The organism is Martinezella sp. CNPSo 3964, assembly GCF_057784375.1.
Genome location: NZ_JBXSOW010000008.1, coordinates 82,293 through 98,036, shown reverse-complemented (window position 1 = coordinate 98,036; position 15,744 = coordinate 82,293). Strand labels below are relative to the sequence as shown.

Annotated in this window: 13 protein-coding genes and 1 pseudogene; 10 read left to right on the top strand and 4 right to left on the bottom strand. The window is 58.4% G+C overall.

Going from position 1 to position 15,744, the window contains the following annotated elements; translation table 11 throughout:
• Position 1 precedes the first annotated feature (1 nt).
• The 7 genes from AC13Q5_RS23685 (at position 2) to AC13Q5_RS23655 (ending at position 7,357) form a co-directional block, all read left to right on the top strand.
• The gene (locus AC13Q5_RS23685) at positions 2-625 is read left to right on the top strand and encodes an ANTAR domain-containing response regulator (protein WP_488503356.1); all 624 of its coding nucleotides are present in this window, start codon (positions 2-4) and stop codon (positions 623-625) included.
• A gap of 196 nt (positions 626-821) precedes the next feature.
• Positions 822-1,667, top strand: coding sequence for a nitrilase family protein (locus AC13Q5_RS23680; RefSeq protein WP_488503355.1), 846 nt, complete (start codon positions 822-824; stop codon positions 1,665-1,667).
• A gap of 34 nt (positions 1,668-1,701) precedes the next feature.
• Entirely contained in the window at positions 1,702-2,850 is a 1,149-nt protein-coding gene (locus AC13Q5_RS23675) for a substrate-binding protein (protein ID WP_075854524.1), read from the top strand.
• A gap of 51 nt (positions 2,851-2,901) precedes the next feature.
• Positions 2,902-3,735 carry a branched-chain amino acid ABC transporter permease gene (locus tag AC13Q5_RS23670; RefSeq protein WP_488503354.1) on the top strand — a complete coding sequence of 278 codons (834 nt, stop codon included), beginning with the start codon at positions 2,902-2,904 and terminating at the stop codon, positions 3,733-3,735.
• Positions 3,728-5,485 carry a branched-chain amino acid ABC transporter ATP-binding protein/permease gene (locus AC13Q5_RS23665; RefSeq protein ID WP_488503353.1) on the top strand — a complete coding sequence of 586 codons (1,758 nt, stop codon included), beginning with the start codon at positions 3,728-3,730 and terminating at the stop codon, positions 5,483-5,485. Before AC13Q5_RS23670 ends, AC13Q5_RS23665 begins: the two co-directional genes overlap by 8 nt.
• Entirely contained in the window at positions 5,478-6,185 is a 708-nt protein-coding gene (locus AC13Q5_RS23660) for an ABC transporter ATP-binding protein (RefSeq protein WP_488503352.1), read from the top strand. The genes AC13Q5_RS23665 and AC13Q5_RS23660 overlap by 8 nt, the downstream gene beginning before the upstream one ends.
• A 35-nt stretch (positions 6,186-6,220) precedes the next feature.
• Entirely contained in the window at positions 6,221-7,357 is a 1,137-nt protein-coding gene (locus AC13Q5_RS23655; protein ID WP_488503351.1) for an amidase family protein, read from the top strand.
• A 192-nt stretch (positions 7,358-7,549) separates the two neighbouring features.
• Here AC13Q5_RS23655 and AC13Q5_RS23650 read toward each other — a convergent pair.
• The 4 genes from AC13Q5_RS23650 to AC13Q5_RS23635 all read right to left on the bottom strand — a co-directional run bounded on the left by AC13Q5_RS23650 (position 7,550) and on the right by AC13Q5_RS23635 (position 10,430).
• Positions 7,550-8,313 (bottom strand): IS5 family transposase gene (locus AC13Q5_RS23650; RefSeq protein WP_488503350.1). Its coding sequence is split into 2 segments (ribosomal slippage): positions 7,550-7,986 and positions 7,986-8,313, totalling 765 coding nucleotides; the frame shifts between segments, so codons are not numbered across the junction.
• Positions 8,314-8,415: 102 nt separating this feature from the next.
• A complete protein-coding gene (locus AC13Q5_RS23645; protein WP_488503349.1) occupies positions 8,416-8,886 on the bottom strand; it encodes a sensor histidine kinase in 471 nt (156 codons plus the stop codon).
• Between the two features lie 111 nt (positions 8,887-8,997).
• Entirely contained in the window at positions 8,998-9,720 is a 723-nt protein-coding gene (locus AC13Q5_RS23640) for a HAMP domain-containing protein (RefSeq protein ID WP_488503348.1), read from the bottom strand.
• A 26-nt stretch (positions 9,721-9,746) separates the two neighbouring features.
• Positions 9,747-10,430: a response regulator transcription factor gene (locus AC13Q5_RS23635; RefSeq protein ID WP_488503347.1), complete on the bottom strand. Its 684-nt coding sequence runs from the start codon at positions 10,428-10,430 to the stop codon at positions 9,747-9,749.
• 133 nt (positions 10,431-10,563) lie between these two features.
• Here AC13Q5_RS23635 and AC13Q5_RS23630 point away from each other — a divergent pair, with 133 nt between their 5' ends.
• The 3 genes and pseudogenes from AC13Q5_RS23630 (at position 10,564) to AC13Q5_RS23620 (ending at position 15,666) form a co-directional block, all read left to right on the top strand.
• On the top strand, positions 10,564-11,235 hold the full coding sequence (locus AC13Q5_RS23630; RefSeq protein ID WP_488503346.1) for a response regulator transcription factor: 672 nt from the start codon (positions 10,564-10,566) through the stop codon (positions 11,233-11,235).
• Positions 11,236-11,654: 419 nt separating this feature from the next.
• Entirely contained in the window at positions 11,655-12,575 is a 921-nt protein-coding gene (locus AC13Q5_RS23625) for an efflux RND transporter periplasmic adaptor subunit (protein ID WP_488503521.1), read from the top strand.
• Positions 12,572-15,666 (top strand): annotated as a pseudogene (locus tag AC13Q5_RS23620) (efflux RND transporter permease subunit). The gene AC13Q5_RS23625 and the pseudogene AC13Q5_RS23620 overlap by 4 nt, the downstream one beginning before the upstream one ends.
• Positions 15,667-15,744 lie beyond the last annotated feature (78 nt).

Here is a 15,744-nt window from a genome sequence, read left to right as displayed (position 1 = left end):
GATGACGGGACCGAGCAGGATCATTCAGGATCTGCGGCGCGCGCGCGTTCTGGTCGTCCACCCACGCGATGAAGACGGCAACACATTGATCGCTCATCTGAAACGCCTTGGTTGCGAGGTCAGGGCGACCTGGCCGTTGCCACCGGCGTTGCCTCCCGATGTAGACACGGTCTTCCTGCATGTCGAGGACACGCACGTCGAACGCGCGCTGCAGATCATCGACCTCCAGCAAACGGCGATCATCGCCATCCTGACCTATGAGAGCCCGACAGCGCTCCAGGCGATCATCGATCTCAACGCCCACGGCGTCATCAGCAAACCGCTACGGCCGCTCGGCATCCTCACGCAGTTCGCGCTGGCGCGTTATCGGCAGAGCTACGAAAAGAGGCTTGCCGGCAAGGTGCAGAAACTCGAGGAAACATTGAAAAGCCGCCGGCTGGTCGAAAAAGCCGTTTCGGCGCTGCGGGTCATGAACGGCCTCGACGAGGAGGCGGCCTATAAGCTGTTGCGCGACCAGGCAACGTCCAAGCGCGTTCCCATGGCGACAATCGCCGAATCCATCATTGCCGCGCAAGACACGATGAAAAGCCTCGGATTGTCCATTGGCGGGAAAAGTGAACTCTAAGCCCGGGTACTATCGCTCGTCGATTTTTAAAAAATGTCTGACAGGGGCGCTTGACGGTCGCGTCGTTACATGAAAACTTAATGGTAACGAGCAGGTTTGCTCAGCGGCAGGGCTGCCGCGTTTACATTGTGGCTATGTAGCCTCTGGTTCACGGATTGAATTCCGTGCCAGAGGTTTTTTGCGTTTGGAGACAAGATTGAGCGTCAAGGCCTCAACGGCGCGGACGGCAACCGTCGCGACTGTCCAGTTCGAACCGATCGTCGGTGATCGTGTCCATAATCTTGCTGCCATCGAGCGGCTGGCGAGGACGGCGAAAGCCCAGGGTGCGGAGATCCTTGTTCTGCCGGAGCTGGCCGATAGCGGCTATAGCTTCCGGGACGGCGACGAGGTTGCAGCATTGGCCGGCCCGGTGCCAGGCGGCCAGAGTGCCGGGGTATTCTGCCGCCTTGCCGGCGAGCTCGGCCTCTATATCGTCAGCGGTATTGCCGAGCGGGACGGCGATCGGTTTTATAACAGCGCTCTTCTGTGCGGTCCCGAGGGATATATCGGCAAATACCGCAAGCTCCATCTCTGGAACAATGAAAATCGTTTTTTCAAGAAAGGCGATCTCGGGTTGCCGGTTTTCGATCTGCCCTTTGGGCGCATCGGTATCGCGATCTGCTACGACGGCTGGTTTCCCGAAACGTTTCGCGAGCTGGCGCTGGCCGGTGCCGAGCTGGTCTGCGTGCCCACCAACTGGGTGCCGATGGCCGGCGCGGAAAGCGCTCCCGAGCCGATGGCCAATATTCTGCACAAGGCTGCCGCCCACACCAACGGCCTGTACATCGCCTGCGCCGACCGGATCGGCATCGAGCGCGATCAGCCCTTCATCGGCCGCAGCCTTATTGTCGGCCCTCAAGGCTGGCCGGTGTCCGGTCCGGCGAGCACGGATCGCGAGGAAATCCTCCTTGCGCAAATCGATCTGTCGAGCGTGGCGGAAACTCGCACGCTCAACAGCTTCAATCATCTGCTCGGCGACCGCCGCGCAGATGTCTACGGGTAATGATATCAACCCAAATCAAGAAAAAGGGAACAAAATGCAAATGAAAACCATCGTCCTCACACTGGCATCGGCGGCATACGCCACGGCAGCTTTCGCCGCGGACCCGATCAAGATCGGCGTACCGGTCGGGCTTTCCGGAGCAAACAGCGTGGTCGCGCCGTCCGTCGTTCAGGCTGCCGAACTCGCCGTCGAGGAAATCAATGCCAAAGGCGGCGTGCTCGGACGCCCGCTGGCGCTTGAGATCGCCGACGATGCATCCGGTGCGGCCGGCGCGCAAAAGGCCTTCGATTCCCTTGTCTTCCAGAAGGAGGTGAATGTCGTCATCTCCATGGAGACGAGTGCTGCTCGCAATGCCGGACTGCCGATCATTTCCAAAGGCGACGTGCCGTATATCTACACATCCTTTTACGAAGGCAAATCCTGCAACGCCAATCTCTTCGTCGATGCGTGGGTTCCCGAGCAACAGGTTCCGCCCGTCGTCGACAATTTCATGAGCAAACAGGGCGCGAAGAAATTCTTCCTCATCGGCTCGGATTATGCCTTCGGGCGCGGCATGCTGAGCTTTGCCAAGGGCTATATCGAAAAAGCCGGCGCCCAGGTCGTCGGCGAGGAATATCTGCCGATGGACGGCAGCGACTGGACGGCGATCATCTCCAAGATCAAGTCCTCCGGGGCCGATGCCATCATGACGTCGACGGCCGGTGGCGCCCCGAACGTGACCTTGACCAAGCAACTGCGCTCGGCCGGCGTCACCCTGCCTTACGGCAATCTCGCCGTCGACGAGGGTACCGCCAAGAGCATGGGCGCGGATGCCAAGGGCATCTTTCTCTCCGCTTCCTACGTGACCGGTATCGACAGCCCCGAAAACAAGGCGTTTCTCTCGGCCATGGACAAGAAGTTCGGCAAGGAGCTGCGCACGCCCAACGACCTTTCCGTCCCGCAATATGAGGCGATCTACCTTTACAAGGCAGCCGTCGAGAAGGCCGGCAGCACCGATACGGCAAAGGTTCTCAAGGCTCTTCCCGAGGTATCCTTCACCGGTCCGCGCGGCAAGATCTCCATGAACAAGCAGCACCACGCGCCGCTGACCATGTATCTTGGCCAGGTAAAGGATGACGGCAGCGTCGCGGTTGTCGATAGCTTCAAGGACGTCGATCCCGGCAACCAGTGCCCGAAGCTCTGAAACCAGAGTGGCGGGGCAGGATGCCCCGCCTCCAGCATCGGAGTTCCAGAAATGACGCTCTTTCTCGATATCGTCAGCACTGCGGCCATTCTCTTCATCGTTGCCGCGGGGCTGCTTGCGATCTTCGGCGTGCTGAAGATCATCAATTTCGCGCATGGCGCATGGCTGACCATCGGGGCTTACTGCGCTGTTGTCGTCGGCGGGTTCGGCCTCAATCCATGGCTTGCCATTCCCTTTGCCTTCCTGGTCGGAGCCGTTCTCGGCGGTGTCGCCGAACGCTTCATCGTCCGGCCTCTGTATCGCCGGCCACTCGATGCCATTCTTGCGACCTGGGGCCTTGGCATCGTCATCGGCCAGCTCATCACCCTTTGGTTTGGCCGCGATGTGCAGTTCACCCCGGCGCTACTGCCCGGCACTTTCGATCTGTTTGGCGTCGGCTATTCGTCCTACCGCCTTTTCGCGATTGTCGCCGCGATCGCGCTGGGCCTCGGCTTCACCCTTCTTTTGGATGGCACACGCCTTGGTCTTTCCGCCCGCGCCGTCATCATGAACGAAACGCTGGCGCGCGTACTCGGCATTGATACGGAAAAGGTGCGGCTCGCCACTTTCATGATCGGCGCCGGCCTTGCCGCCTTGGCCGGCGTGCTGCTCGCACCGCTGACCAGCGTCGATCCCAATATGGGCGTCGCCTGGCTGACGGGCGCATTCATGCTGGTGATGGTAGCAGGCTCTTCTTTCGGTGCGCTTGCTGCCGCCTGTCTCATCTTCGGTGCCGCTCAGGTGCTGGTCAGCACCTATTTCAGCCTCATCCTCGGCGGTATTACCGTGGCTGTCCTCTGCGCGGTCGTACTGCGCATCCGCCCGAAAGGATTTGCCCGTGCCTGACAAACAGAAACTCCGGCTTGTCCTTTTGCTGGTGCTGGCGTTCGCAGCAATCCTGCTGATTGTCTTTGGACCGATGTTTCTCGGCCGCTTCAGTCTCAACGTCCTTACACGGTCGATGATCTACGCCATGCTGGCGATCACTGTCGACTTGCTCTGGGGCTATACGGGCGTGCTCACCTTCGGGCAGGCGGCATTTTTTGGTGTTGGTGCCTATGCCACCGCCATGGTTCTCACCCATATCGGCGCAAGTCCGACCTTATTTGTCCTCGCGCTTGCCGCCGCCATCCTCGTTCCGCTCCTGCTTGGCCTCGCGGTCGGCTGGCTGTCGTTCTATCATGGGTCGACGCCGCTCTATGCCACCGTGATTTCGCTCGTCGTACCGATCGTCATCACGCAACTGGTCTTCTCGGGCGGTATCTGGACAGGCTCCTCGAGCGGTCTTGTCGGCTATGACACTCTGCCGCTCGGACTTCCCGGCTATTTTCGCCTGTCAGGCGTGTGTCTCTTCACCTTGGCTGTTCTCGCGATGGTTTTTGTCCGCTCCGATGCCGGCCGGTTGCTCGTGGCAATCCGCGACAACGAAGCGCGCGTCGCCTATTTGGGCATGAATCCTGCTGTACTGAAGATCGCCCTGACGGGTGTTCTCGCCGGCGTATGCGGCCTTGCGGGCTTCCTCTACGCCAATGCGTCCGGGGTCGTCGCGCCCGAGAATACCGGTTTCGTTTTCGGCACCGAACTCGTCGTCTGGACAGCGCTCGGCGGTCGCGGAACGATTGTCGGCCCCCTGGTCGGGGCAGTTGGTATCGATTATCTGAGCGCCAGTCTCTCTGGCGATCTGCCCTTCCTGTGGCAGCTGATCGTTGGCGCGCTCTTCGTCCTTATGATCATCGTCTTGCCGGGAGGCCTTGCATCTCTTGTGACGCGTTTCCTGCAATCGGCAAGCTCCAACAGCACTCTGAAGTCATTTCCGGCGCACTTAGCCCTCAATGAGGGGGGCGTCGCAGGCAAAAACCTTCTGTCGATCCGTGGTCTAGGCAAGTCCTATGGCAGCCTCTCCGTCCTCAAGGGCATCGATCTTGAAATTGGAAGGGGAGAGCTCGTCAGCCTCGTTGGCCCGAACGGTGCCGGCAAGACCACACTGATGCGCTGTCTCTCGGATGGTACTCAGCAGATCGAAGGCCAGGTGGACATCGGTGGCACGAGCATCGCCGGTCGCGCGCCTGAACGGATCGTGGCGCTCGGCGTCGGGCGCAAATTCCAGATCGCCAGCATCTTCGACAGCATGACCATTGGCCAGTGCCTCAAGATGGCGCGTCTCAGCCATGAGACGCCCAGCCCGATGCGATCGCTTGCCGAGATCACGCTGCCTGCGGCCGCAATCGAGATCCTGACACTGACGGGCATGGCGGATATGCTGGACAAGCCCGTATCGCTGCTGTCGCATGGTCAAAGGCAGGCTCTCGAACTGGCGATGGTCGTTGCTCTGGAACCCCGTGTCATTCTTCTCGACGAACCGACGGCGGGTCTCACCAAGACCGAGCGTATGACCATCGGTACCATTCTCAGGAAGCTGACGGACGAGATGGGGTTCGCCGCCATCCTGGTCGAGCACGATCTGGATTTCGTGCGCAATATATCGAGCCGTATCGTGGTTCTCCATCAGGGCAAGCTCGTTCTCGACGGCACCGTGGATGAGGTCGTCAATTCCCAAACGGTCCGCACTATCTACGCGGGAGGCGCCCATGGCTGAAGCGTTCAAACTCAAGCTCACCGGCGTATCGAGTGGATATGGTGCGGTCGATGTCGTCAATGGCGTGTCGCTCGCCATCCGGCCGGGCGAGATCTTCGCCCTCATGGGCAAAAACGGCATGGGCAAGACAACGCTGCTGAAGACGATTCTTGGCTTCCTGCGTGTTGGCAAAGGCAAGATCGAGGTGGACGGTGCTGTTATTACCGGCAGGAAACCCACGGAGCTGATCGCCTCCGGCATCGGCTATGCGCCGCAGGAGTTGCCGCTGTTTCAGGATCTTTCCATCCGCGACAATCTGCGGCTGGCGCTCACGAGCGATCGCGATCTGGCATCCGCTCTGGATAGGGTCTACGGCTATTTCCCGTTCCTGAAGGACCGCCTGGCTCAGAGGGCCGGGACCCTGTCGGGCGGGGAGCAGAAGATGCTGATCCTGGCGCGCGCGCTGATGCTGCGGCCAAAGCTCCTCCTGATCGATGAGATTTCCGAGGGTCTGCAACCCTCCGTCGTCCACAACATTGCCGATGCATTGAAGGATGATAGTGAGAAGCGCGGCACGACCATCCTTCTGGTCGAGCAGAACCTGGACTTCGCTCTTTCCGTGGCGGATCGCTGGGCTATTCTCAAACTCGGGACGATCGAGGACGAAAGTTCCAATGGGCCGGACAGCCGCGGCCGCGTTCTGCAGCATCTGAAAATCTAGGGAGCGGGCAAGTGGATGACCGGTGGAACGCATTCATGCCCTATCCAGAAGCCAATGTCGGGCATGCGGCTGCCGGCCCGCTTTCCGGCCTTCGCCTGGCCGTCAAGGATCTTTTCGATGTTACTGGTTATCCGACGGCCGCCGGCAATGCCATGTTACTCGCTGCCTCCGGCATCAAGACATCGACGGCTCCTCTCGTTCAAACGCTTTTGGATGCGGGAGCCCGGTTCGTAGGCAAGACCAATACGGATGAACTTGCCTATTCCCTCATCGGCGGCAACCTCCATTTCGGCATGCCGATCAATCCTTCCGATCCCGATCTCATTCCGGGCGGCTCGTCGTCGGGCTCTGCCGTCGCAGTCGCCGCGGGCCTTGCGGATATCGGCCTCGGAACAGATACGTCCGGCTCCATCCGGCTGCCGGCCGCCATCAACGGTCTCGTCGGCTGGCGGCCCACACATGGAAGCCTCGACAACGGAGGGCTGCGCCCCCTTGCGCCGAGCTTCGATGTGCCCGGTTTCATGACGCGAAGCCTGGAGCAGATGGCCGCACTCATGAGTGCTGTCGGAATACCTGCGGCAGACGACCGGCCATCCTCCGTTCTCGTCGTCGAGAATATCTTTGATACCATCGAGGAAGATGTGGCAGACGGAATGATCGCCCGTTTTCGATCGGCCGCCATTTCCGTTCGCGAAGCAGGCTCGATCAGCTCGTTCAATTTGGATGAGCTTGCCTCGGCATTCGTCACTATTCTCCAAAAGGAAGCTTGGGAAAGCAACAGATCCCTTTTCGACCGGCGGCCTCAAGCCATCGCACCCGACATCGCCGCGCGTCTTCTGTCAGGAGCGAATCTGGACGTCGGGGAGGTGCGCGAGGCGCGTCGGATTCGAGAGCATTTTTCCAGAGAGATCGACCGATTGCTCCGCGATGACGTGGTTGTCGCTCTTCCGACATTGGCGATGAGCCCGCCAAAGCGCGATGCTACGCCGGAAAGCTTCGCAGCGTTTCGTTCCGGCTGCATCAAGCTTCTGTGTCTGTCAGGCCTAAGCGGTTGTCCACAGCTGACGTTTCCACTCGCTAGTTCCGGCGGGAAAGTTTCATCGTCATTGCTCGGCGCAAGAAGTGCCGACAGGATGCTAATGACTGTGGGGAAACGATTGCATATTGGGTGAAATGCAAATGCCGCGTCAGGAAAAAACGGACCGGTCTCACCCGTTAGAAAACATTGAAAACTTAAGAATAGCCAATTTGGTGCCTGGGCGCCTCGCTGATACCGCAGTGTGATAACGAGGTATGTTGCATTTCGAAGCCGCAGGTTGTCGGTTCGATACCTTTCAAGAGCCTAGGCTGTGGTGACGATTTAACTATTTGATCCCTAGCATGATGCTTGCAAGCTTGATGAAGCCGAGGAAGTGGGCGGCGAGCTTGTCGTAGCGTGTAGCGATGCGCCGCCATTGTTTGAGCTTGGAAAAGAAGCTCTCGATACCCCATCGTTGCTTGTAGGCGAGGCGATCGTAAGCATGCTGATGCTTGCGGTGACGGCGAGGTGGAATGACCGGTTCGCCGCCATGGTCGAGGATGATGTCATGCAGGCTGTCGGCGTCGTAGGCACGATCCGCAAGCACCTGCTTGGCTGGCAGCCCTCGAATGAGGTCGCAGGCGGGTGCCATGTCGTTTTGTTGTCCGGGACCGAGTCGGAAACGAACTGGCAATCCCAGCGCATCGACTACAGCATGGATTTTGCTCCCAAATCCGCCTCGGGAACGGCCGAGAGCCTGGGTTTGCGCTCCCCCCTTTTTCGACGTCCACCCGCGGCCTGTGCCTGCGCCCGGATGACTGTGGCGTCGATGGACAGCCATTCCATGTCCGGATCGGCAGCCACAGTATCAAAGATCTGGTCGAATACGCCCTGTTCGATCCAGCGATAGTAGCGCCGCTTGACAGTCTGATAAGGACCGAAACGATCTTCGGGTAGATCGCGCCAGCGTGCACCAGAGCGGGCAAGCCACAACACAGCATCGAAGAATCGGCGACCGTCGCTACGAGGACCACGCCGGCCCTTACGGCCACCCGGTACAAACGGTTTCAGCCGCTCCCACTGATCGTCTCGAAGTGTCTCGCTATCCATCGCTAATCTCCAAAAGCTAGCGTTGAATCTGATTTGAGCCTCAGATGGAATCCAAAACGTTAATTTGTCACCACACCCTAGTTCATTTTTCGACATTAACGACTATGTTGCGAGCCGAATCCGGGTGCCGATATCCGGTGTCGTGATTTCCAAACGCATGCCATGCAGTCTCGCGATCGCGGAGACGAGACTCAAGCCCAAGCCGTTGCCGTGGGCATGTCGGCTTTTCTCGGCTCTATAGAAGCGGCGCAGCACGGCGTCGGCGTCTTCCGCGCGGATCCCTATGCCGGTGTCCTCGACCGTTATTGTCGCAATGCGGCCATCGCCTTCGACCTCCATGATCGCTCGCCCCTCCCGCGGCGTGAACTTAATCGCATTGTCGATCAGGTTGGCTATCGCTTCGAAGATCAGGCTGGGGTCACCAGAGATGATAGCTGGCTCGTCGTTGCTGGAGTGATATGCCAGGGTAACGCCGGATTCGTCAGCCGCGGGCTCGAAGAAATCGACGGCATCACGCGCGATCGCTTTCAGGTCGATGTCTACGAAGCCTGACCTTCTAAGGCCATCCTCCACCTCCGAGATCCGCAGGAGTGTGCCAAACGTCTTGAGAATGCCGCGGATCTCTTCGAGCGCTTCGTCGACATAACCATGATATTCGTCGATGTTGGTGGCTCGCCGCCGGGCTCACTCGAGGCTGGCGAGAAGGCGTGTGAGTGGTGTTCTCATGTCATGAGCGATGTTGTCGCAGACGCCCTTCACTTCGTGCATCAGGCGCTCGATTTCGTCGAGCATTTCGTTGACGACATTGGCGAGGCGATCAATGTCGCCTCCAGCTCGGCCTGTTGGTAACCGCTGTTTGAGGTCGCCTTTCATGATCTGCGCAGCAGCGTCAGACATCGCATCCAGGCGGCGAACCGCGCCGACACCGACGGCGATGGCGCCCGCAAGTCCAAGAGCTGCGGTCGTCAGCGACGCGAACAGCGTCGCATTTTCCAGACGCTCACGAAACTCACGTTGCTCATGCAGGCTTTGTGCAACGAGGATGGCGGTGCCATCGGCACGGCGACGCAGCAATCCTCTGTAGTGACCCTTCCTTGTCGGGCTGCGGTCGGCAAAATCGAAGGGAGTATCGAAGACAGCTCGGTCCGGATAGGCGAGCTGGACGCCTGCAATGAGCTTGCCGCCTTGGTCGAAGAGCGAAAAGGGTCGCTCGGTGTTCGTCGGATCCTTGCTTCGGACTGACAAGCGCGAAACGATTTCGTTGGCGGGCAGGCTTTGCAGCGATCGCATTTCGCGCGTCAGCCATTCGTCGCTTCGCTGGTCGAGAAAGCCTTGCATTTGCCAGCCGACAAACAAGAATAGCGCGCCTGCTGCCGCGCCGAACACGAGCAGGAAGATAAGCGCCAATCGGAACCCCGCTCGTCCGAAAAAGCTCAATTGACCGCATCGAGAACATAGCCTGAGCCACGAAGCGTCCGGATCAAGGGCACAAGGCCTGGTAGATCCAGCTTCTTGCGAAGTTTGCTGATATGCACATCGATGACATTCGTCGCCTCGCCATAGCGATAGTGCCATACTTCCTCAAACATCATCGTGCGGGTGACGATTTGGCCCGAATGCCGGGCGAGATACTCAAGCAACTGATATTCCCGTGGCAGAAGATCGATAACGGCGCCGGCACGGCTTGCGGTATGCGTCAGCAGATTGATTTCGAGATCACCGACCCGCAGCACCGTCTCCTGGCTGGAGGCTGTACGCCTGCGCATGAGAACATCCAGCCTGGCCGTCAATTCGAGCGCTTCGAACGGCTTCGTCAAATAGTCGTCGCCGCCTGCCTTGAGACCGCGTACCCTCTCATCAACTGCCGAAAGGGCGCTCAAGATAAGAACGGGTGTCTGTACTGCAGCCGCTCGCAGGGCGGCCAGCATTCCAAGACCGTCGAGCGTTCCGGGTAACATTCGATCCAACACGATCGCATCGAACATACCTGAAATTGCCTTGACCAAGCCATCCCGCCCGTCAGGTGCTTGTGTGACGGTGCAGCCGTGGTCCACAAGTGCTGCCTCGATTTCGGATGCGGTCCTCAGATCGTCCTCGACCACGAGTATCTTCGACACATTTCCTCCAAAAACGCTGACTATCTTTGCGTATTATCTAGATAATCAATGTTGAATATTCGTTCGCCTGAACATGAAATCAATTTCATCTTCGCGAGCGCTTGGAATGACTACTGTCTTCAACGAGGGTTGAATGCGCCTACTGGTAGTTGAAGATGATGACAGAAGTGCGGCCTATCTGAAACGGGGACTCTCCGAATCCGGGCACGTTGTCGATGTTGCGAGCGATGGCGAACTCGGTTTCACGCTTGCGATGGAGCTGATTTACGACGGGTTGGTCGTTGACCGGCTGCTGCCCAAGCTGGATGGCATCGAGCTTGTGCGGCGCCTTCGCGCGATGAATGTCAATGTTCCCGTGATCATGGTGAGTGCGCTGGCAAGCGCAATGGATCGCGTTGAGGGATTGCGCGCCGGCTGTGACGACTATCTGGTCAAGCCCTTCTTCTTTTCGGAACTTCTTGCCCGCATCGAGGCGATTACAAAGCACTTTATAACTGATGGTCATGAGAGCATCTTGGTCGTTGGCGGCCTATCGCTCGACATCCGGCGGCGGATCGCCCGCAGGAACGACAGCACCATCGATTTGCAGCTCAGGGAATTCCTGTTTCTGCAAGCACTTATGCGCAATGCGGGCTCTCTCGTAACACGGTCGATGTTGCTTGAGGCCGCCTGGGACTATGACTTCGATCCGCGCGGCAACATCGTCGACATGCACATCCACCGGCTGCGCAAGAAGATCGACATGGGTGCATCGACAAGCATGATCCTTACTGTTCCCGGTGCTGGATATCTGATCAGGCCATAACCATGCGCCGCCGGATAACATAAAAAAATTCATTCTGGCGCGAATTGGCCGCCACCTGTGATCCGTCAAATTCCCAAGCATTGCTCGGCAAGGCCTCGTCTCGCCGCGCTATTACGAACGCTTGATGGAGTTTTGCGGTGGATCGTTCCCCAACAGGGTCAAACAAGTCAAATAGGAGAGTTTATCTCATTGGGTTTTGCGCGTTGATCGGAGCGGCATCGGTTGCTTTCTACATCGTTTCTCAGCCTAGGATCGTTTTGAGCAAAACAAAGGCAGCGGCAACTGAGCGTGTGCCAGTTCCGGTGCAGATATCCAAAGCAGACATAAGGGATCTGCCAGTTGTGCGCGGTGGCCTCGGCGTGGTCTCGCCTTTGACGGCAGTGGACGTGAAAGTCCGCGTCGATGGCTAGCTTCAGCACATTGCTTTTGTCGAGGGGCAAGATGTCGAGGCCGGCGACATCCTTGCAACCATCGACCCCCGTCCTTACGCGGTGGCTGTGGCGCAGGCGGAAGCTGACTACGACAAGGAACTGGCCCAGCTCGACCAGGCCAAGATCGATGAGGTGCGGGCGCAGAAGCTTACGACTACAGGCAGCGGCACGACCCAGGTGGCGCAGACCGCAGCGGCACAAGTCAAGGTCATGGATGCCACGGCCGCATCAGGAAAGGCTGCACTCGATACTGCGAAACTCAATCTGGAGTTCGCAACCATCGCAGCTCCGATCAGTGGCAGAGCGGGCCTGCGCCAGCAGCAGGAAGGCGGTATCCTTCGGACAACGGATGCGACCGGCGTGGTGACGGTCACGCAGATGCGGCCCATCGCCGTCGAATTCACGCTGACGCAGGATGATCTTCCCGATCTGATTGCGGGACAGGCAAGGGGCCAATTGAGCGTTGCTGCATACAGCCGTGATGGCGCCAAACATCTGGCCGACGGAAAACTGAGTGCGATCGACAGCCAGGTGGATTCGTCGACTGGCATGGTGAAGCTGAAGGCCGTGTTTGCAAACGACGATCTGACGCTCTGGCCCGGAGAGCTGGTAACTGCGAACATCACGCTGCGCACCGATCCGAATTCGATGGTCGTGCCGTCATCCGCGATACAGAACGGACAGACGGGACCTTATGTCTTCGTCGTCAAGCCGGACAACAAGGTTGCGACTGCATCCGTGACCACCGGAATCACTTATTCGGGCCTCACCGCAATCACGCAAGGCGTCTCTGGCGGCGAGATCGTCGTCACTTCCGATCAGTCCAGACTTACCGATGGAACCGTTGTCTCAACGCAAGGATCGGACGGTAAGAAGCTAGCGGCTGCCAACGAGGAGCCTGTCCAATGAATCTTTCACAAATCTTCATCCAGCGCAGGGTCGGGACCTGTCTGCTGGCGGCCGGACTCATGATCGTCGGCTCGATCGCCTACGGCTTACTGCCCATCGCGTCGCTGCCTCAGGTCGATTTTCCCACAATACAGATTTCGAGTTCCTTTCCCGGCGCAAGTGCTGAGACGATGGCAACATCGGTTGCTACGCCGCTAGAAAATCAACTTTCGCCGATCTCGAGCGTATCCCAGATGACGTCAACGAGTTCGTCCGGACGTACCTCGATCACGCTGCAGTTCGATCTCAACCGGGATATCAGCGCTGCCGCGCAGGACGTTCAGGCTGCAATCAGTGCCGCCAGCGGCCAATTGCCGAAGGATCTGCCGGCTGCTCCGGACTTTCATAAGAGCAATCCGGCGGAAGCGACGATCCTGACGCTGGCGCTCACATCCGACCGCATTCCGACGACCGAACTTGATCATTATGCGGAAGACATCATCGCGCAGCAGGTTTCGCAGATGAATGGCGTCGGGCTGGTAGATTATCATGACCCGCAGCGGCCGGCGATCCGTATCCAGCTTGATCCGGACAAGGTTGCGGCGCGAGGGCTGACGCTTGAGGATATCCGAAGTGCTGTCGGCGCGCAGACCGTCAATCAGCCCAAGGGGCAACTGTCGGGTAACGGACGGACCACCGTTCTCGATGCGACCGATCAGATCATGGATGTCCCCGCGTTTCGTTCGATGGTGATTGCTTACAAGAACGGCTCACCCATTCGAGCGGAGGATCTCGGGACCGTGCTGTCGGCTCCGGAGGACGTCAATCAGGCGGCATGGCTCCAGAGCACGCGGTCGGTGATGCTGGATGTCCATAAAATGGCCGGTTCGAACGTGCTCGATACCATTCAGGGCATCAAGGCCAAGTTGCCGCAGATGGAGGCAGGGCTACCTGCCGGCATCAAGCTGTCAGTCGTCGCCGACAGGTCCGGGATGATTCAGACTTCCGTCGATGACGTCAAGGTAACGATCCTCATTACCATCGGCCTCGTTGTACTAGTGATTTTCAGTTTCTTGCGGAACCTGTGGGCGACGATCATTCCAGCGGCAACCATCCCGCTGTCTCTGATCGGTACTTTTGCCATCATGTATCTTGCTGGCTACAGCCTCGACAATCTCTCGCTCATGGGATTGACCATTGTCGTCGGATTTGTCGTCGACGATGCCATCGTCGTTATCGAGAATGTGATGCGGCACGTCGAAGGAGGAAAGTCCGCCGTCGAAGCGGCCATTGAGGGATCACGAGAGGTGGGTTTCACCATCGTTTCAATGACCGTCTCGCTCGTTGCCGTATTTATCCCGATTCTTCTCATGGGTGGCATCGTCGGTCGTCTCTTTCGTGAATTCGCCGTTACGATCAGCGTTGCAATCATCATATCGGGGCTTGTTTCCCTTACGGTTACTCCGATGATGTGCGCGTGGCTGATCAAGCACGATCAAGACAGGCCACATGGTGCGTGCTTCCGCTGGTCGGAGGCATTTTTCGAAAAATGCACCGCTGGATATGGTCGAGCACTCGATATCGCCCTTCGCTTCCGATCGATCACCCTGTTCGTTGCGCTTGCGACGATGATCGTAACAGGCTGGCTCTACGTCTCAATCCAGAAGGGGTTTATACCGCAGCAGGATACGGGATGGGTACAAGGGCAGGCGCAGGCGGCGACAGACATATCCCTTGCGGACATGTCGACGAAGATGCAGGGGCTCGCTCGTATCGTCATGGCCGATCCGGCCGTCAACAACGTGGCCTACTGGATCAATCCAAGTCCGTCGGCTAGCGTCGGCCAAATCCAAATCAACCTGAAGCCGATCGGTACGAGAAGCCCGGCATCGCAAGTTCTGGCGCGCCTTCGTATGGCAACCACGGGATTGAAGGGGCTGACCGTTGGTTTACAGGTTCGCCAGGACGTTCAGATCGGTGGACGCGCTTCCGCGTCGCAATATCAATACATGCTTCAGGATCCAGACACGGCAGAGCTCGACAAGTGGGCAGCGGCGATGACCAAAGTCCTGAAGGGTCTCCCGGAAATCCAGGATGTGAATTCCGACAGGCAAAAGGCGGCGACCAGTCTCACGCTCAATATCGATCGCTCGACTGCGTCCAGACTGGGCGTGAGCGTTTCACAGATCGATCAGACGCTTTACGATGCTTTCGGACAGCGGCAGGTCGCGACAATGTATACCCAAGTCAGCCAATATCATGTCGTGATGGAGCTTGCGCCGCAGTTCGCCCTGTCGCCGGAGGCGCTATCGCACCTCTACGCAAAGTCCTCGACCACTGGAAAGCTTATTCCACTTAGCGTGCTTGGATCGTTGAGAACGGGCGTTCTACCGGTGTCCATCAACCATCAGGGGTCTATTCCGGCGACGACAATCTCCTTCAACCTGACGCCCGGCAGTTCGCTTGGCGACGCGGTCACAGCTATTAAAGCTGCCGAGACGAGCGCGGGCATGCCTGCGACGGTTATCTGCACGTTTCAGGGGACGGCACAAGCATTCAGGACTCGCTGCAAAGCCAGCCCTGGCTCATCCTGGCGGCCATCGTCGCAGTCTATATCGTGCTTGGCGTTTTCTATGAAAGCGCCGTTCATCCGCTAACGATCATCTCCACGCTGCCATCCGCCGGACTTGGAGCTTTGCTGGCCTTGAAACTGGCCAATCTCGATCTGTCCATCATGGGAATGATCGGCATTATCTTGCTGATCGGCATCGTCAAGAAGAATGCGATCATGATGATTGACTTCGCGCTCGTAGCCGAGCGAGTGCAGAATTTGTCGCCGCAGGAGGCCATACGTCAGGCGTGTATGCTGCGGTTTCGTCCGATCATGATGACAACGCTTTCTGCCCTGTTTGGGGCGATCCCGCTGGCATTGGGTACAGGATCTGGATCCGAATTGCGTGTTCCCCTCGGTATTGCAATCGTAGGAGGGCTGATCGTCTCGCAGGTGCTGACCTTGTTTACCACACCCGTCATCTATCTGGCCTTCGACAGCTTGCGAAGCAGCGCGGCAAGGCAACCGTCGCGTTTGCAGGCTGCAATCGGATCACTCTGATGGAGCGCGTCTTGTAGGACCAGGGCGCGTCCAAGAGCGGTTAGGCAGCCAGAGGCAAAGGTGCTTTGCTGCTGCTAA